This is a genomic window from Dietzia sp. Die43 (genome assembly GCF_024519835.1).
Classification (GTDB): domain Bacteria; phylum Actinomycetota; class Actinomycetes; order Mycobacteriales; family Mycobacteriaceae; genus Dietzia; species Dietzia kunjamensis.
The window spans coordinates 144,423-159,833 of sequence record NZ_JALJRF010000006.1; the positions used below are offsets into that span (position 1 = coordinate 144,423).

21 protein-coding genes and 1 tRNA gene are annotated in these 15,411 nt (G+C 69.9%); 13 read left to right on the top strand and 9 right to left on the bottom strand.

Annotation, left to right across the window (positions count from 1 at the left end):
* Positions 1-59 precede the first annotated feature (59 nt).
* Positions 60-503: a DUF4234 domain-containing protein gene (locus NR111_RS06955; protein WP_256820376.1), complete on the bottom strand. Its 444-nt coding sequence runs from the start codon at positions 501-503 to the stop codon at positions 60-62.
* A gap of 354 nt (positions 504-857) precedes the next feature.
* Here NR111_RS06955 and NR111_RS06960 point away from each other — a divergent pair, with 354 nt between their 5' ends.
* Both NR111_RS06960 and NR111_RS06965 read left to right on the top strand, forming a co-directional pair.
* Complete coding sequence (locus NR111_RS06960) at positions 858-1,724, top strand: enoyl-CoA hydratase-related protein (protein ID WP_256820377.1); 867 nt, start codon at positions 858-860, stop codon at positions 1,722-1,724.
* Positions 1,725-1,779: 55 nt separating this feature from the next.
* Positions 1,780-2,535, top strand: coding sequence for an SDR family NAD(P)-dependent oxidoreductase (locus NR111_RS06965; protein ID WP_256820378.1), 756 nt, complete (start codon positions 1,780-1,782; stop codon positions 2,533-2,535).
* A 45-nt stretch (positions 2,536-2,580) separates the two neighbouring features.
* On the opposite strand, the gene NR111_RS06970 is transcribed toward NR111_RS06965, so the two are convergent.
* Positions 2,581-3,114: a cupin domain-containing protein gene (locus NR111_RS06970; RefSeq protein ID WP_256820379.1), complete on the bottom strand. Its 534-nt coding sequence runs from the start codon at positions 3,112-3,114 to the stop codon at positions 2,581-2,583.
* Positions 3,115-3,391: 277 nt separating this feature from the next.
* On the opposite strand from NR111_RS06970, the gene NR111_RS06975 reads away from it, so the two are divergent.
* Positions 3,392-3,862, top strand: coding sequence for a hypothetical protein (locus NR111_RS06975; RefSeq protein WP_256820380.1), 471 nt, complete (start codon positions 3,392-3,394; stop codon positions 3,860-3,862).
* Between the two features lie 49 nt (positions 3,863-3,911).
* On the opposite strand, the gene NR111_RS06980 is transcribed toward NR111_RS06975, so the two are convergent.
* The 5 genes from NR111_RS06980 to NR111_RS07000 all read right to left on the bottom strand — a co-directional run bounded on the left by NR111_RS06980 (position 3,912) and on the right by NR111_RS07000 (position 7,247).
* Positions 3,912-4,337, bottom strand: coding sequence for an organic hydroperoxide resistance protein (locus NR111_RS06980; protein ID WP_069390463.1), 426 nt, complete (start codon positions 4,335-4,337; stop codon positions 3,912-3,914).
* A gap of 57 nt (positions 4,338-4,394) precedes the next feature.
* On the bottom strand, positions 4,395-4,964 hold the full coding sequence (locus tag NR111_RS06985) for a dihydrofolate reductase family protein (RefSeq protein WP_154829987.1): 570 nt from the start codon (positions 4,962-4,964) through the stop codon (positions 4,395-4,397).
* Between the two features lie 13 nt (positions 4,965-4,977).
* Positions 4,978-5,583 (bottom strand): hypothetical protein, encoded by a 606-nt coding sequence (locus NR111_RS06990; RefSeq protein ID WP_167507222.1) that lies wholly within the window; start codon positions 5,581-5,583, stop codon positions 4,978-4,980.
* A gap of 142 nt (positions 5,584-5,725) precedes the next feature.
* The gene (locus NR111_RS06995) at positions 5,726-6,943 is read right to left on the bottom strand and encodes an RNA polymerase sigma factor (protein ID WP_256820381.1); all 1,218 of its coding nucleotides are present in this window, start codon (positions 6,941-6,943) and stop codon (positions 5,726-5,728) included.
* 13 nt (positions 6,944-6,956) lie between these two features.
* Positions 6,957-7,247: a DUF3072 domain-containing protein gene (locus NR111_RS07000; protein WP_159147892.1), complete on the bottom strand. Its 291-nt coding sequence runs from the start codon at positions 7,245-7,247 to the stop codon at positions 6,957-6,959.
* 155 nt (positions 7,248-7,402) lie between these two features.
* On the opposite strand from NR111_RS07000, the gene NR111_RS07005 reads away from it, so the two are divergent.
* A complete protein-coding gene (locus tag NR111_RS07005; RefSeq protein WP_067716113.1) occupies positions 7,403-7,795 on the top strand; it encodes a hypothetical protein in 393 nt (130 codons plus the stop codon).
* Positions 7,792-8,532, top strand: a complete 741-nt coding sequence (locus NR111_RS07010) for an RES domain-containing protein (RefSeq protein WP_256820382.1) — start codon at positions 7,792-7,794, stop codon at positions 8,530-8,532. Before NR111_RS07005 ends, NR111_RS07010 begins: the two co-directional genes overlap by 4 nt.
* 16 nt (positions 8,533-8,548) lie before the next feature.
* Here NR111_RS07010 and NR111_RS07015 read toward each other — a convergent pair whose 3' ends face one another.
* A complete protein-coding gene (locus NR111_RS07015) occupies positions 8,549-8,959 on the bottom strand; it encodes a YciI family protein (RefSeq protein WP_256820383.1) in 411 nt (136 codons plus the stop codon).
* A 193-nt stretch (positions 8,960-9,152) separates the two neighbouring features.
* On the opposite strand from NR111_RS07015, the gene NR111_RS07020 reads away from it, so the two are divergent.
* On the top strand, positions 9,153-9,941 hold the full coding sequence (locus NR111_RS07020; RefSeq protein WP_256820384.1) for an SDR family NAD(P)-dependent oxidoreductase: 789 nt from the start codon (positions 9,153-9,155) through the stop codon (positions 9,939-9,941).
* A 22-nt stretch (positions 9,942-9,963) separates the two neighbouring features.
* On the opposite strand, the gene NR111_RS07025 is transcribed toward NR111_RS07020, so the two are convergent.
* Positions 9,964-10,491, bottom strand: coding sequence for an ArsI/CadI family heavy metal resistance metalloenzyme (locus tag NR111_RS07025; protein WP_256820385.1), 528 nt, complete (start codon positions 10,489-10,491; stop codon positions 9,964-9,966).
* Between the two features lie 97 nt (positions 10,492-10,588).
* Here NR111_RS07025 and NR111_RS07030 point away from each other — a divergent pair, with 97 nt between their 5' ends.
* The 7 genes from NR111_RS07030 (at position 10,589) to NR111_RS07060 (ending at position 15,350) form a co-directional block, all read left to right on the top strand.
* Positions 10,589-10,948, top strand: a complete 360-nt coding sequence (locus tag NR111_RS07030; RefSeq protein ID WP_256820386.1) for an Rv2640c family ArsR-like transcriptional regulator — start codon at positions 10,589-10,591, stop codon at positions 10,946-10,948.
* 60 nt (positions 10,949-11,008) lie between these two features.
* Positions 11,009-12,004, top strand: coding sequence for an RNA polymerase subunit sigma-70 (locus NR111_RS07035; RefSeq protein WP_256820387.1), 996 nt, complete (start codon positions 11,009-11,011; stop codon positions 12,002-12,004).
* Positions 12,005-12,146: 142 nt separating this feature from the next.
* Complete coding sequence (locus NR111_RS07040; RefSeq protein WP_256820388.1) at positions 12,147-12,707, top strand: dihydrofolate reductase family protein; 561 nt, start codon at positions 12,147-12,149, stop codon at positions 12,705-12,707.
* A 64-nt stretch (positions 12,708-12,771) separates the two neighbouring features.
* Positions 12,772-13,062 carry a DUF4287 domain-containing protein gene (locus NR111_RS07045; RefSeq protein WP_256820389.1) on the top strand — a complete coding sequence of 97 codons (291 nt, stop codon included), beginning with the start codon at positions 12,772-12,774 and terminating at the stop codon, positions 13,060-13,062.
* Between the two features lie 115 nt (positions 13,063-13,177).
* Positions 13,178-13,250, top strand: a tRNA-Gly gene (locus NR111_RS07050).
* A gap of 66 nt (positions 13,251-13,316) precedes the next feature.
* A complete protein-coding gene (locus tag NR111_RS07055; protein ID WP_256820390.1) occupies positions 13,317-14,201 on the top strand; it encodes a DUF1295 domain-containing protein in 885 nt (294 codons plus the stop codon).
* Positions 14,202-14,231: 30 nt separating this feature from the next.
* A complete protein-coding gene (locus NR111_RS07060) occupies positions 14,232-15,350 on the top strand; it encodes an FAD-dependent oxidoreductase (RefSeq protein ID WP_256820391.1) in 1,119 nt (372 codons plus the stop codon).
* Positions 15,351-15,411 lie beyond the last annotated feature (61 nt).

Below are 15,411 nucleotides of genomic sequence, written 5' to 3' on the forward strand. Positions count from 1 at the left end.
TGGAGACCACTACGCCCGAGCCGGGTATGGCTCGGGTGTAGCTGATGACACGGACGGCGTCAGACGAAGAGCGGAACCACTGCGCCCTCAGGAGCGCTTCCGTAGTGCTCGACAATCTTGTTGAGCTCCGACTGCATGTAGAAGGTGCTAAGTCCGAAGACGATGGCGAGCACGCAGGACACGGCCGGCGAACAGGTCGGGGCGAGTCCCGCCGCCCGCTGGGCGTTCTGAATTCGCTGGCCGGTGTTGTAGTAGCTGATCAGCAACGCGATGCCGGTCCAACCGAGGAAGAACATGACCAGCGCCGGCCCGGCGACCGGCACCTGGCGGCGACGGTCGAACTCTGCCATCTCCTTGTGGATCTTGTAGTACCAGACCAGCTGGTAGATACCGAGGGTGATCAGCGGGAACACCAGCCAGGTCATGACTGGATTGCGCTTCTTGAACATCAGGCCCGAGGCGACAGGGCCGCCCTGGCCACCGGGGTGTGAGTGCACAGCCATCGCCTGAACATGCGGCGCCGGGTAAGTCGGGGCCTGGCCGTACTGGTGCGTGGCCTGCGGTGGGTATGACGGCCCGGAAGTAAGGGATGAGGGGTCAGACATGAGAGAACCTTTGGAATAGGGGCCGAGCTCGGGTCGCCGTTAGTGCAGTTCGACGCGGCGCTGGAACGTACTCGAAGGATCTTACACCCGATCACTTCCGAATTGCTCAGTATTTACACGGGTACATCTCACATTATGAGGACGAGAAAGATGGTCGCCTTCCCACAGGTGTGATCTCTGCTCGGCTGGACTCAAGTGCGGGTTCGACGGAACGTCGCAGACCCCCCGGCAAGGCAGGTAACGTCCGACACCATGCAGCCCTCGCCGGATCAGGCTTCCGAGAACCCGCCCGACCAGCCCGAGGTCATCCTTGATCGCCACGGCGAGATCGCCGTGATCCGGCTCAATCGTCCGACCAAGCTCAACGCGGCGACGTACGAGAACCTGACGGACATCATCACCGCGTTGGACAACTGCGATGCGGACGACGATGTGCGTGCCGTGGTCCTCACCGGCACGGGCCGGGCGTTCTGCGCGGGGGCCGACATCTCGGGCGGGGGCGACACGTTCGCGGCTGATCCCGATGCCGACACCGGCGAGGCCCCGCCGGACACCGGCGGTCAGGTCGCGCTGCGCATCTTCCGCATGACCAAGCCGGTCATCTCGGCGATCAACGGGTCGGCCGCGGGCGTCGGGGTGACCATGACCCTGCCGACGGACGTGCGCATCGCCGCGGACACCGCCAAGTTCGGGTTCGTGTTCACGCGCCGGGGCCTGGTCCCGGAGGCGTGCTCGACGTGGTTCCTGCCCCGCATCGTGGGCATCTCGACCGCGATCGAATGGGCTGTTGGCGGCAAGACGATCCTCGCCGCCGAAGCTCTGGAGAGAGGACTGGTGAGCGAGGTGCTCCCGGCGGACGAGGTCCTCCCGCGCGCCATCGAGGTCGCACGCGAGATGACGCGCGGCACGTCGCCCGTGTCGGCCGCGCTGACCCGCCAGCTGATGTGGCGCATGCTCGGCGCGCCCGATCCCGAGGTGGCCCACCGCGCCGAGTCGATCGGCATCTACACCCGTGGGAAGTCGGCGGACGTGCGGGCTGGCGTCACCGCGTTCCTCGCCAAGAAGGAGCCGGAGTTCCCTGATCGGGTGTCCGACGGCCTGCCCGACCTCTTCTCCTGACCCGGCTTCTCCTTACCCCGGCCGCTCTCGGGCCCACGACCGATAGGACCCCACCATGACTGCTGACGACCTCACGGGTCGCGTCGCGATCGTCACCGGATCGACGGCCGGACTCGGTGCCAGATTCGCGCACGTACTCGCAGGCGCGGGCGCGACTGTCGTCGTCACCGGGCGGCGCACCGAACGGATCCGGGAGGTCGTCGAGTCCATCGGCCGGAGCGGCGGCAAGGCGCACGGCGTTCGGCTCGACGTCACCGATCCCGCCTCGATCGAGGATTGCCTCACCGGAGTCACCGAGCAGATCGGCCTCCCGCAGATCCTCGTCAACAACGCCGGCATCCCTGACGCGCAGCGTGCGCACAAGATGTCGTTGGAGCTGGTGGACGCCGTGCTGGACACCAATGTCCGCGGCCCGTGGCTCATGGCGACCGGCGTGGCCCGCCGCCTGATCGAGGCCGGGGTGCCGGGCCGGATCGTCAACATCACGTCGATGAGCGCCTACCAGTACGACGGCAACGGAGCGGCTCTCTACTCGACCACCAAAGCCGCGGTCAGTCGGATGACGGAGGCCCTCGCCGTGGAGTGGTCGCGCAGGTTCATCAACGTCAACGCGATCGCTCCGGGGGTCTTCGCCTCGGAGATGACCGACGGCATGCTCGCCCGCGTCGGCGACATCGCGCCCGGGCTCCCCCGTCAGCGCCTCGGCCAGCCCGAGCAGATCGATTCGACGCTGCTCTACCTGGTGTCCGACGCGTCGGAGGCGGTCACCGGCACCGTCATCAAGATCGACGACGGGCAGCTTCCCCGCTGACCCCCGCTGACCCCCCGCTGGCTCCTCAGCCGACGAGCGGGGCAGTCACGCCTCACACTTCGTCAGGTCCGTCTCGAGGAGCTCCTGCCCGACCGGGGTGACGTAGGTCGCCATCAGAACCACGTCCTCCGTCCCGTGGTTCCGGCTCTCGTAGATCGAGCCCGCTTCCTCGATGTTCGAGTCCCCGACGCGGTAGATGCGGGAGCCGCCGGGGTGGCGATCGGAGTAGTGCGTGAGTTCGCCTTGCTTGACGACGGCGATCAGGGATCCGTGGTGGCAGTGTTCGCCGGTGCTCGCCCCGGGCTCGATCGTGATCTCGCGGAAGGTCACCGAGACGCCGTCCTCGCCGCCGTCGACCTGTAGGTCGACGGGGCGGGCCTGTCGGCCCTGCACGATGTCGACGGCCAGGAAGGGCTGCGACCCCGCTATCGTCGAGGCGGGCGGGAGCGGCTCGGTCGGGTTCACTGTTCTCACCTCGGGCGACTCCGCCGTGGGGTCGTCGGAACCGCACGCGGCGGTGGCGAGGACGCAGACCCCGGCGAGTATGGAGATGGTCGATCTGGTCAGTCTGTGGCGCATACCTGCTGATCCCTGAGTCTGCTCGGACCGAAGGGGGATTCGGTCGGCTGAACAAACGCTATCAGCGAACGGGCCCCGAGTTCGGCCATCATCGTTCTTCTACCGAGGTCGGGGCCGAGCGGGCGTCGATCGCGACGGCCTGTAGGCGACGGCCTGAACGACGACGACGACGACGAAGTCAGCCCCTCAGCGAACCGCCGCCGCCTCGCGGAAGGCCGAACCGGTCGCGCGACCCCGCTGCTAGCGTGGGGCCTCTCTCACCCACCCAGGAGTTGCCGTGCCCCTGCCCCATTTCGCGTGTCGTCGTCTCGGCCTCGCGGTCGCCCTGGCCGGCGCGGTGAGCGCGCTCGGCACCGCCACTGCTGCCGCCGATCCGGACGCCGCGGGACTGCCCGCCGCGGCGCCTCCGGTGCCCCGCGGGATGCCGCAGGTCGTCAGCGACGTGCTCGGGCCGGAGGACCCGGCGTTCTGGAACCCGGCGATCCCGGGGACGAGGGTCCTGACCCCGCTCGAGCCGCGCGCCGAGGTGATCTGTGCGACGGGTTTCGTGCCGGTCATCTCGTGTTCGACCATCAACAGGTGGGACTTCGACTCGAGGCAGCGTTCGCTGGAGTTCGTGGACGTGCCCGCGATCGGTGGGCCGCCCCTACGGGTGTGGTTCGACGTGCCCCGCCTGGGCGACGGGTCCACGCGCGAGCCGGTGAACCGCGCCGTGACCTGGTGGCTGACGGATCGCACGCTCTCGTAGCCCGTTCACCTAGCCCACGCCCCGAGCGGCCCACTGACGGGGCCGGGCCTCAGTCCTCGCCGACCGAGACGGTCACCTCGATGTTGCCCCGCGTGGCCCGCGAGTACGGGCACAGCTCGTGGGCCAGCTTCGCGAGTTCGTCGGCCTGCTCGGCCTCGACGTCGGGGATGATGACCTCGAGGTCCACGGCGATGTCGATGCTCTCCTCGCCCGAGCGCACCAGTGACACCCGCGCGCCCACGGACGAGCCGTTGATCGTGACCTTCTTCGCCCGCGCCGCGCTCTGCAGGGCGGAGTGGAAGCAGGCGGCGAACCCGGCGGCGAACAGCTGCTCGGGATTGTTGCCCTCGCCCGAGCCGCCGAGTTCCTTCGGCGGGGCCATCTCCAGGTCCACGGCCTTGTCGGCGGTGGCGACGTGCCCGTCCCGGCCTCCGCCGGTGGAGAGGGCTTCGACGGTGTAGAGCGCATCGGACATTCGGGAATCTCCTCGGTCGGGGACGTGCAGGTGTGGCCCAACGTACGCCCCCGGCGGCTACTCGGCTCTCCCTGCGGGTCGGTATACCCGGCCGAAGCTGCGGGGGCTGTCGGAGTAGATCTCCACGAGTTCCCAGACGATCCGCCTGCCTCCGGGCACGTCGAAAATGCGGATCCCGTCGCCCAGGAACACCGGCGCCACGAACACCTGCAGTTCGTCGATGAGGTCGTGCTCGAGTGCCTGCCGGGCGATGTCGGCGCTGATGATCTGGATGTTCCGGTCCCCGGCGATCTCCTGCGCTCGGCTGATCACCTCGGTGATGTGGCAGTCCAGAGCCACCACACTCGGGTCGTCCGCCAGTTCCTCGGGCCGATGGGTGAGGATGAACTCGGTTCCGGACCACGCCCCTCCGTACGCCTCGCTGGTGAGATCGTCTCGCTCGTCACGCTGGGCGCGGGCCGCGTCGTACCCGTCCCGGCCGGCGATGATCACCGCGACGTCGGCGGCCATGCGCTCGACGGTGCCCTCGGCGAGCGGCTCGGCGGCCTCCATCCAGCTCATGTCGTGCCCCGGCCCGGCGATGAACCCATCGATCGAACAGGTGAAGCCCCACGCGACGACGCCCATCACGTCACCGTCCTCAGAGTCCCGCCGCGGCCGCGTACCCCGCTGCGAGCTGCCGCAGGGTGGCGTGGTCCTGTCCGAGCAACCCCGTGGGTGAGCGGCGGTCCGGCAACGAGTCGGCCGGCGCTGTCCACCACGCGGTGGCGGACTCGGGGTAGTGGCCGGCGTCGAGCATCCGGTTGATCACGGCGACGATGTTGTCCGGGTCGCGCGGGTCGAAGTGGTCGAGCTGGAACCGCGGGTAGACCCAGCGTCGGTCGCCGCGGAGCACGATGAGCCGGCCGTCCCTCGCGAAGGTCCGCAGCGCATCCGCGGGTGTGGAGCCGGGGACCACGCCCCGCTCGATGAGGATCTCGCATGCCTCGGTGGAGCAGGCGTGGGGTACCTGCAGCACGGCACTGTGCACTGCGGAGGCGATCATCGCCCGACGGGCGGCAGCGGCGGGGTCGGCGGGCGGCCGGAACGGATCCCCTATCGGGAAGCGCGCTGCCCGGAGGGCTCCGTCGACCTGGTCGGCCACCCTGGCGAACGTCCTGCGCCGCCTCAACTCCCGCAGCATGACCTCGGTGAAGTGTCGGTCGTCGAGGTCCCGCAGGGCACGCTCCGCGGTGTCCTCGGACACGGACCTCCGTGACGCCGTCCGGTTCTGAAGAGTCATCGCGGGCACCTCGCCTTCTCCAGCGAATTTTAGACCGCGCAGTCGCCCACAGCGAGGGGCTGGGCCGACTCGAAACATGCTGGAAACGTGGCCGCCGGTACGGGTCTCAGGAGTGTGCCCGCCGCAGCTCGGCGGCCTTGCGGGCCAGGTACCGGCGCTCGGCCACCGACGTCGCCTCGGTGGCGGCGCGGCCGTACAGCCCGGCGGCCTCGCCGGTGTCCCCCGCCAGTTCGTGGAGGTACGCCTGCGCGGCGGTGCGGCGGGGCAGCGACTCCGGCAGATCGACCAGCGCCGCCAGGCCGGCGTGCGGGCCGACGGCGTGGCCCACCGCGACGGCCCGCCCCAGCCGCGCCACGGGATTGTCGTGCAGGGCGAGCAGCTCGTCGTACCACTCGACGATCTGGACCCAGTCGGTCTCGGCGGTGCTCGCGGCGTCGGCGTGCAGAGCGGCGATCGCGGCCTGCGCCTGGTACTCCCCCAGCTGGTCGCGTGCGAGCGCTGCCTGCAGGATCGCGACACCTTCCGCGATCGCTCGCGCGTCCCATCGGGTGCGGTCCTGCTCGGCGAGGGGGATCAGCTCGTCGTCGTCGCCGTCGTCGTCGTCGTTGCTGTCACGGCCGGCCCCGCCGCTCCTGAACCGCGCGGCGCGGCGCGCGTGGTGCAGCAGCATCAACGCGAGCAGGCCCCGCACCTCGGGGTGGTCGATGGCCGCCGACAGCTGCCGGGTCAGGCGCAGGGCCTCCTCGGCGAGGTCGACCTCGCCGGTGTAGCCCTCGTTGAACACCAGGTACAGCACCCGCAGGACAGTGGCCACCTCGCCGGGCCGGTCGAGGCGCTCGCCGGCGAGGGTGCGCTTGGCGCGGCTGATCCGCTGCGCCATGGTCGCCTCCGGCACGAGGAACGCCCGCGCGATCTGGCGGGTGGTCAGCCCACCCACCGCGCGGAGGGTCAGCGCGATCGCCGACGGCATCGGCAGCGACGGGTGGGCGCACAGGAAGTAGAGCCAGAGGGTGTCGTCGGTGGGGTCCGGAGGCACGAGCAACGACGACGACAGCGACAACGACGAGCCCGGCCCCTGCTCCTCCGCCGCCCGCTGCTCACGACGCCGACGGGCGCCCTCGGAACGGACGATGTCGAGGAATCTGCGCCAGGCCACGGCGGTCAGCCAGGCGTGGGGGTCACGCGGTGGGTCGTCAGGCCAGACGCGCAGTGCCTCGATGAGCGCCTCCTGGACGGCGTCCTCGGCCGTGGCGAAGTCGGCTCCGCGGCGGATGAGGATGCCGATGACCTGCGGCGTCAGCGTCCGGAGGTCGGGGGCGGTCATGGCACCGGCTCGTCTAGGCGTGGCCGGTGCGCGGGCTGTTCTTCTGCAGGCGGTCGATGTGCTCGGAGGCCTCGGCCTTGGTCAGCGTCGCCGGGAGTTCCTCGCCGGCCTCGCGGGCGAGGGTATCGAGGTAGCTCTTCTGCGCCTCCGTCATGGGCTCGTCGCCGGTGACCCAGTCGTCGGGGTCACGCTGCACCGAGCTGCCGTCGGTGGTCCGGCCCTCGGGGACGGGCGAACCGAGGGTCTCCTCTGCGCGGTTCTGGTTCTCGTCGGGCATCGGGGTGGTCGCGTCCGGGTTGGTCATGCCCGCACGGTACGCCCGCGCTCCCGGTCGAACCACCGGCCAGTGCGGGGTGCCCGACGCCAGAATGGGGATGGTCACTGGGACCTGCTGGGGATACGATGTGGGAAACAAGGTGGGATTCAGCAGTGACAGCCCACACGTCAGGGAGCATCACGATGGCGATACTTCATCGGCGGCCGGATCTCGCCGCGTTCGAAGAGGCGAACCGGATGACGAACGCCGAGCTCGTCGGTGCACTCCGGCCACTCCTGGGTGATCGGTTGGTCGCCTACTTGGGGCAGGTCAAAGAAACCCGTGCGGTACGGGGATGGGCCGACGGCACCCGACAGATCGCCGGGCCGGAAACCGTGGAACGGCTTCGAATCGCCTACCGGATCGCTCGAATGATCTGCGAGCGCGATTCCCCGGCGGTCGCCCAGGCGTGGATGCAAGGACTCAATCCGCTTCTCGATGACAGGGCCCCGGCTCTGCTGCTCCGCGATGGTGACGTCGGAGAAACCGGCCCGATGGTGCTCGCCGCCGCGCGTCAATTCGTATCGGTCGGATGAGCCGCGAGACGGTAGTCAGTACCGACGCCGGCGACATAGTCGTCCGGAGACACACCGCCATAACAGTTCACCGCGTGGGATTCGCTCCCACACCGTGGCAGTGGACCGATTGGGCTTACGCCGAGGAAGGCCGATTCGATGGACGGTGGGACGACCCCGGAGGCTCCTGGCGGACCCTCTACGTGGGCGAGACCCGGCTCGCCTGCCTTCTGGAGCTCCTCGCGAGGTTCAGGCCCAGCTCGCGGGTGTCCGACGAACTCGCGGAGATAGAAGTCGACGGGGAAGACGAATTCCCGACCATCGAGGCGGGCACGATTCCACCCGACTGGTGCGAGGTGCGATGCAGTGGAACAGCGATGATGTCAGGCAGCTTTGCTGTTCCTGGTGATCACCGCTCGCTGGCCGCTCTGCGATCAAGGTTCAGAATGACCGCCCTCGGACTCGGGCTCGACGACCTCGATGCTGCGGCGATCAGGGACGCGAGACCCCGCACCCTCACACGGGGAATCGCCTCCTGGCTCCACGGGGTCACGGACGTAGACGACGTCCCACTCGACGGAATCGAATTCGCCTCCCGACACGGGGACGACCTCACCTTGTGGGCGATCTTCGAACGCTCCCGAGATGGGGACGTGTCGGCCATCCTGGCGCCGCGCTTCGACAACGCGGGTCTCGGAACGGGTGACGCAGACCTTAACCGCGCGATGGAATTGCTCGGCCTGCGCTGGGCCGACTGAGGCGGACCGGCCGCGGTCAGTCCCCGATCTCCGTGGGAGCGGTGAGCAGGGGCCGCAGTTCGAGCCACTCGCGGATCGGTTCGCCGCCCGGGCCCGGCGCCGCGGACAGCTCGGACGCGAGAGCCAGGGCCCGGTCGTAGTCGGCCACATCGATGATCATCCAGCCGGCGATCAGGTCCTTGGTCTCGGCGAAGGGGCCGTCGGTCAGCGGCGGGCGGCCCTCGCCGTCGTACCGCACCCACGTCCCCGACTCCGACAGCGCGTGGGAGTCCACGTACTCCCCTGAGTCCCGCAGACGGTCCGCGAAGTCCTCCATGTACTGGAAGTGGGCGGCGACGTCGTCGGAATCCCACTCACCCAGCGGCGGATAGGCGGGCTCCTCGGGCGCGGAGCCGCGATAGTGCTTGAGCATCAGGTACTTGGCCATGACAGAACCTCCTCGTGCGGTGCGCCCCAGTGTGGTCGCTTCACCGGGGAGACGGAACAGGTCGCGGGTTCTCGACATCGGACCGCAGATAACCGCCATAGCCCGACCCGTCACCGATCCGCCGCGCCGGGCGGAGAGTTTCTAGTAGAACTTGTTCCAGTAATCGATTTAAGAAACCGACTTAAGGATGGGCATGGGAACTCTGGACGGACGGGTGGCCGTGGTGACCGGCGCCGGGATGGGCATCGGCCGGGGGATCGCCGGGGCGTTGGCCCGCGAGGGCGCCTCGGTGGTGGTGGCCGAGATCGACGAGGCCGCCGGCACGGACACCGCGCAGTGGCTGCGGGACGAGTGGGGTGCGCAGGCCGAGTTCGTGCGCACCGATGTCACCGACAAGGAGCAGGTCCTGGCCATGGTGGACGCCGCCACCGACCGCTTCGGCCGCCTGGACATCCTGGTCAACAACGCCTGGCGGGGATCGGGGTTCGCCCGCCTGGAGAACATGACCGACGACAAGCTGCGCGCCGGCTTCGACATGGCCGTGATGGCCGCGTTCTGGGCGATGCAGGCGGCCCTGCCGGAGCTGGAGAAGCGTGGCACCGGCCGGGTCATCAACCTGTGCTCGCTCAACGGCGTCAACGCACACATGTACTCGGTGCAGTACAACGCGGCCAAGGAAGCGCTGCGGACCCTCACCCGCACGGCCGCCCGGGAGTGGGCGCCGCGTCAGGTGTGCTGCAACGTCATCTGCCCCGGCGCGCAGAGCGAGGCCTATCGGCGGGTGACGGAGGCCGATCCGGAGATGGCGGCGGGCATGGCGGCGGCCAACCCGATGGGCCGCGTCGGCGACCCGCTCGCCGACATCGGCCCGGTGGCGGCGTTCCTCGCGGGCGACGCCAGCCGCTACCTCACCGGCAACACCCTGTTCGTCGACGGTGGCGCGCACATCAACGGTGTGCAGTGGGCGCCGTCGGTGGACTGAGGAACGACGACGACGAGGGCCTTCAGCAGCAGGACGTGCCCGCGGTCTCGGCCGGTGCGTGATCGCCCGGCTCGGGGGAAGCGGCCGCGGCTGCGGTGCCACAGCACACGCCGCCGTCGGAGCCGGCCGGGCCGGCCTCGGAGTCGGCCGGGTCGTCGAGGTGCTGCGGACTCGTGCCGAAGGTCTCGGAGTCGGCGAGGACGGTGTAGACCTCCCACTTCTCCCCCGCCGGCCCGGTGACCCACACCTTGTCCTGGGTGGCGAAGCAGCAGGTGGTGCCGATCTCCTCGTCAGTGAACAGCCCTTCGTCGGTCAGGCGGGCGATCTCGGCGTGGACCTTCTCCGACGACTCGACTTCAACGCCGAGGTGGTTGATGGAGCCACCCTTGCCGGGGTTCTCGAGCAGGACGAGCTTGAGCGGCGGCTCGGTGATCGCGAAGTTCGCGTAGCCCGGCTTGAGCTTGGCGGGCTGGACTCCGAAGAGCTTGGAGTAGAACGTCACCGCCTCGTCCAGGTCGTCGACGTTGAGGGCGAGTTGAGCGCGGGACATGGTGACCTCCACCTGTGTGACGTATATCGAATTACTCTGCTCTGCCAGGATGCTCCTGCTCTTCGATATATGTCAAGAGGGTTGCTAGAATCGGCTCATGCCCAAAGCGCTCCCGGTGATCGACGTCAGCGGACCCATCTGTTGCGAGCCCGTGTCGGCCGCCCCCATGAGCGATGCCGCCGCCCTTGAACTGGCGCTGCGCCTCAAGGCCCTCGCCGACCCGGTTCGCCTCAGGCTCGTGTCGATCCTGCTCACCGACAGCGGCGACGGCGTGTGCACCTGCGACCTCGCCACGGGTGTCGACCTTGCCGAATCCACCGTCAGCTACCACCTCGGGCAGTTGCGCAAGGCCGGCATGGTCGACTCCGAACGCCGCGGCATGAACGTCTACCACCGGGCGCGCGCCGAGTCCCTCGACGCCCTGCGCGGGGTGCTCGACCCGAACTGCTGCCGCTGACCGCCCGGCTGAGGCGCAAACCACCCCACGACCGTCGCGCCTCGGCGGAGACTGTCTTCCGTGCACACGATCGAGGCAGAGGACTACCGGCGCGAGATCCTCGGCTACTGCTACCGCTACTTCGGCTGCTTCGCCGAGGCCGAGGACGCGACGCAGGAGACCATGCTCCGCGCGTGGAAGGCCCGCGACGGCGCCGGGTTCCAGGGCCGGTCGTCCCTGCGCACGTGGCTGTACTCGATCGCCACCCACGTCTGCCTGGACATGACCCGGGCCCCGCAGCGCAGGGCCCTGCCCGCGGACCTCACCGGACCCGGCCGCGTACCCGACGACCCCACGACGCTGACCACCCTGCCCGAGACCACCTGGATCGGCCCGGCGAGCGACGCGCACCTGGGGATCGACCCCTCTGCGACCGCGATCGAGCGTGAGTCCGTCCGGCTCGCCTTTGTCGCCGCCCTCCAGTACCTGCCGCCCCGGCAGCGGGTCGTCCTGCTCCTGCGCGACGTCCTCGACCACTCGGCCGCGGAGTGCGCCGAACTCCTGGGGATGACGCTCCCCTCCGTCAATTCCGCGCTCGCCCGCGCCCGGAAGACCCTGTCCCAGCACGAGACCGCGCTCCCCGACCCGACGGAGAACACCTCGTCGTCCTCGTCGTCACGGTCGTCACTGCCGCCCCGCCCCGACCCCCACGTCGACGCGCGCCTCCTCGAGCAGTACGTCGCGGCGTTCGAGGCCTACGACGTCGACCGCCTGGTCGCCCTGCTCACCGACGACGCCGAGTTCACCATGCCGCCGTTCGAACTCTGGCTGCGCGGAGCGGCGGAGATCGAACGGTGGTGGCGTGGTCCGGGCGAGGTCTGCCGCAACGCGCGCACGATCACCACCTCCGCCAACGGCCGACCCGCCGTCGCGGTCTACCACCAGGCCGGCGACCAGCGCTGGGAACCGTTCGCGATCCACGTCCTCGACTCCGCCGCCGGCCGCATCTCGACCATCACCCACTTCATCGGCGCGCACCACTTCGCCGAGTTCGGCCTCCCCGCACAGCTGCCGTAGGCCCGGACGCCGGCGCGCCGAGGAGTTTCTCGCAGCACCGATCATTTTCGCCGCCCCGTCCCGTCTACCCCTGTGAAGGCAGCTCCCCCGGGCCACGAGCACCCGCTCGACCGGCCCCCGAAACCCCGCAGGAGGGATCATCATGAGCCGCACGATCACCGCGCACATGTTCTCCACGCTCAACGGCGTGTCCGAGCACGCGGAGCGCTGGCAATTCGACGCGTTCGGCCCCGACGAGATGCAGTCCATGCAGCAGATGACCGCCACCACCACTGACCTGGTGCTGGGCCGCACGCTCTGGCAGGAATGGTCCGGATTCTGGCCCACCCACGCCGACGACCCGTTCGCCCAGTGGGTCAACCCGGTCCGCAAGCACGTGCTCACCTCGACGCTGACCGGCGACCTGCCGTGGAACAGCACGATCGTCTCCGGCGACCCGGCGGAGTACCTCAAGCAGCTGCGCACGCAGCCCGGCGGGGACATCGCCGTCGGCGGCGGGATCGAGACCACCCGGCGACTGGTCCTGGCCGGCCTGATCGACGAGCTCACCCTGACCATCCACCCGGTGATCACCGGTGACGGTCGCAGGCTCTTCGACGACTCCGTCCCCACCACGCGGCTGCAACTGCTGAACTCTACCCAGACCCCGGCGGGCAACATCGTCGCCACCTACTCCGTCCGCCCCGACACCCCGGCCACCTGACCGCCCCGCACAGCACCTGTCGGCCACCACGTACCCGCCACCACCCACCAGCAAGGAGCACCCCATGTCATTCCAGGCGTACCTCGACACGATCGAGACCAAGACCGGACTCACACCCCGGCAACTGGCCGACGCCGCCACCGAGAAGGGCTTCGGCCCCGGAACCAAGGCGGGCCCGATCCTCGCGTGGCTCAAGGAGGACTACGACCTGGGCCGCGGACACGGGATGGCCCTGGTCCACGTCATCACCAAGGGTCCGAAGATCGACCCGAAGCACGTGGGGTCGGGGGGCTCCCACTCCGACGCCTCCGACACGCTGTGGCTCGACGGGGCGGCCACCAACCCCGACAGGTGACAGGGCCGCCGGGCGACGTGGGCGCCCGAGGGGTACCTCCCCGACGAGCTCCCGGAGGGATGGTCTAGAGTTCTTTCTCGCAACGCGGTGAGCGAGAGCGAGCCTGCGGAGCGATGCGGATGTGGCGCAGCTGGTAGCGCATCACCTTGCCAAGGTGAGGGTCGCGAGTTCGAATCTCGTCATCCGCTCTCGTGAACCACATGGCATTCGCTGTTTCCTCAACCAACAGCCGCGCGCCGCTCTACCCTCCTGACATGAGTCGAGGCGCGTCCCTCCTGCGAATCACCGTCGCGTACGTCATCGCCATCGCCGCCGGGCTGGCGTGGCTGGTGTGGGGTCCGGACACCGGGCAGTTGTGGCTGGACGGGCTGATCGCCGACCTCGTGGCGACGCTGGTCATCTTCGGGTTCAGCCGCATCTTCCGGAACTCCAGCACCTACGACGCCTACTGGTCGGTCATCCCGCCGCTGCTGGCGTTCTACTGGTGGGTCGCCGCCGATGCCGGCGTGAACGACGTCCGCTGGTGGCTCATGATGGCTGTGCTGGTGGCGTGGGCGATCCGCCTCACCGCCAACTGGGTCCGCACCTTCCCCGGGATGCATCACGAGGACTGGCGCTACCCGCTGGTCCGCGAGAAGGCCGGGAGGTTCGGCCTCGTCGCCGACCTCATGGGGATCCACGTCTTTCCCACCCTGGTGGTGTTCGCGGGCGTCATCCCCGTCTACGTGGTGGCCACGCGCGCCGGGCAACCACTCGGCTGGCTGGACATCGTCGCGTTCGCCGTCGGCATCGCCGCACTGGCACTGGAGACGATCGCCGACCTGCAGATGCACCGCTTCCTCGCCACCCGCACGCCGGGCCAGGTCATGCAGACCGGGGTGTGGTCGTGGTCGCGGCACCCGAACTACGTCGGCGAGTGCGGCATCTGGCTGTCGATGGCCCTGTTCGGCCTGGCCGCCTGGCCCGGCGCGTGGTGGGTGTTCGTCGGCGCCGCCGCGATGCTCGCCATGTTCCTCGGCGTGAGCATCCCGATGATGGAGCGCCGCAGCCTCGAACGCCGCCCCGAGTACGACGACGTCATGCAGCGCGTGTCCCGGTTCCTCCCGCGACCGCCCAGGAAGGCCACCGCCCGCGTATGACGCGGCGCCGCATATGACCCGGCCCCGCGCGTGACCCGCCCCCGCGTCGTGATCGTCGGCCTCGGCGACACGGGCGTCCTCACCGCCATCGCGCTGCACCGGTATGCCGACGTCGTGGGAATCACCGCCACGCCGGAGTTCGTCAGCGGCCAGGAGCTCGGCCTGCGCCTGGCCCGGCCGGAGGAGTGGGAGCGGGACTACCGCATCGCCTACCGCCGGTTCCGCGGCCTCGACCGCACGCGCATCGTGCACGGCACCGCGACCGGCCTGGACACCCGCGAGCGGCTCGTGCGCGTGACCCTCGCCGATGGAACCCGTGCCGAGGAACCGTACGACGTCGTCGTCGTCTCCACCGGGGTGACCAACGGCTTCTGGCGCCACCCCACCCTCCGGGACGCGGCGGACGTCGACGCCGAGCTCGCCTCTCCGCACCAGCGCCTCGCGGCGGCCGGGTCGGTGGCGGTGATCGGCGGCGGCGCGGCGGCGGTGAGCGCGGCCGCGCAGGTGGCCGAGCGGTGGCCGGCCACGGCCGTGGACCTGTGCTTCCCCGGTGAGCGGGCGCTGCCCCATCACCACCACCGCGTCTGGTTGCGCGTGCGGTCCCGCCTCGAGCGCCTCGGCGTGGGCCTGCACCCGGGTCACCGCGCGGACCTGCCGCCCGACCACGAGACCCGCCACCTCACCGGCGGGCCCGTCACCTGGACCACGGGGCAGCCGCCGGCCGACGCCGACGTGGTGATCTGGGCGATCGGCCGCGTCACCCCCAACACCGCGTGGCTTCCGGACGGGATGCTCGACGACCGCGGGTTCGTCGCCGTGGAGCCGACTCTGGAGGTCACCGGCTATCCGGGCGTGTTCGCCGTGGGGGATGTCGCGGCCACCGACCCGCTGCGCACCTCCGCCCGCAACCGCGGACACGTCCTGCTCGCGCGCAACATCCGGGCGCATCTCGCCGGCCAGCCGTTGCGCGACTACCGCCGGCCGCCGCGCCGATGGGGTTCGGTGCTCGGTCCGCTCCGCGACGGCCTCATCGTGTTCGCGCCCACCGGCCAAGGCGTGCGCGTGCCGGCGCGGGTCAACGACGTCGTGCTCCAGCGCCTCATCACCCGCCAGGGGATCTACGGCGGGGTGCGTCGCCGTCCGCGGTGACGTGGCCGCGCGGGCATACGCAGGCGCCCACCAGCCCGGCCACACGGCACCCCGTAGTGGA

What these genes read in the sequence shown, in the direction of transcription:
- NR111_RS07015 (WP_256820383.1), bottom strand. Translation starts at nt 8,959, where the DNA reads ATGGCCAAGTACCTGATGCTCAAGCACTATCGCGGCTCCGCGCCCGAG.
- NR111_RS06955 (WP_256820376.1), bottom strand. Translation starts at nt 503, where the DNA reads ATGGCTGTGCACTCACACCCCGGTGGCCAGGGCGGCCCTGTCGCCTCG.
- NR111_RS06960 (WP_256820377.1), top strand. Translation starts at nt 858, where the DNA reads ATGCAGCCCTCGCCGGATCAGGCTTCCGAGAACCCGCCCGACCAGCCC.
- NR111_RS06970 (WP_256820379.1), bottom strand. Translation starts at nt 3,114, where the DNA reads ATGCGCCACAGACTGACCAGATCGACCATCTCCATACTCGCCGGGGTC.
- NR111_RS07030 (WP_256820386.1), top strand. Translation starts at nt 10,589, where the DNA reads ATGCCCAAAGCGCTCCCGGTGATCGACGTCAGCGGACCCATCTGTTGC.
- NR111_RS07005 (WP_067716113.1), top strand. Translation starts at nt 7,403, where the DNA reads ATGGCGATACTTCATCGGCGGCCGGATCTCGCCGCGTTCGAAGAGGCG.
- NR111_RS07020 (WP_256820384.1), top strand. Translation starts at nt 9,153, where the DNA reads ATGGGAACTCTGGACGGACGGGTGGCCGTGGTGACCGGCGCCGGGATG.
- NR111_RS07040 (WP_256820388.1), top strand. Translation starts at nt 12,147, where the DNA reads ATGAGCCGCACGATCACCGCGCACATGTTCTCCACGCTCAACGGCGTG.
- NR111_RS06980 (WP_069390463.1), bottom strand. Translation starts at nt 4,337, where the DNA reads ATGTCCGATGCGCTCTACACCGTCGAAGCCCTCTCCACCGGCGGAGGC.
- NR111_RS07010 (WP_256820382.1), top strand. Translation starts at nt 7,792, where the DNA reads ATGAGCCGCGAGACGGTAGTCAGTACCGACGCCGGCGACATAGTCGTC.
- NR111_RS06985 (WP_154829987.1), bottom strand. Translation starts at nt 4,964, where the DNA reads ATGGGCGTCGTCGCGTGGGGCTTCACCTGTTCGATCGATGGGTTCATC.
- NR111_RS07000 (WP_159147892.1), bottom strand. Translation starts at nt 7,247, where the DNA reads ATGACCAACCCGGACGCGACCACCCCGATGCCCGACGAGAACCAGAAC.
- NR111_RS07055 (WP_256820390.1), top strand. Translation starts at nt 13,317, where the DNA reads ATGAGTCGAGGCGCGTCCCTCCTGCGAATCACCGTCGCGTACGTCATC.
- NR111_RS07045 (WP_256820389.1), top strand. Translation starts at nt 12,772, where the DNA reads ATGTCATTCCAGGCGTACCTCGACACGATCGAGACCAAGACCGGACTC.
- NR111_RS06995 (WP_256820381.1), bottom strand. Translation starts at nt 6,943, where the DNA reads ATGACCGCCCCCGACCTCCGGACGCTGACGCCGCAGGTCATCGGCATC.
- NR111_RS07025 (WP_256820385.1), bottom strand. Translation starts at nt 10,491, where the DNA reads ATGTCCCGCGCTCAACTCGCCCTCAACGTCGACGACCTGGACGAGGCG.
- NR111_RS06965 (WP_256820378.1), top strand. Translation starts at nt 1,780, where the DNA reads ATGACTGCTGACGACCTCACGGGTCGCGTCGCGATCGTCACCGGATCG.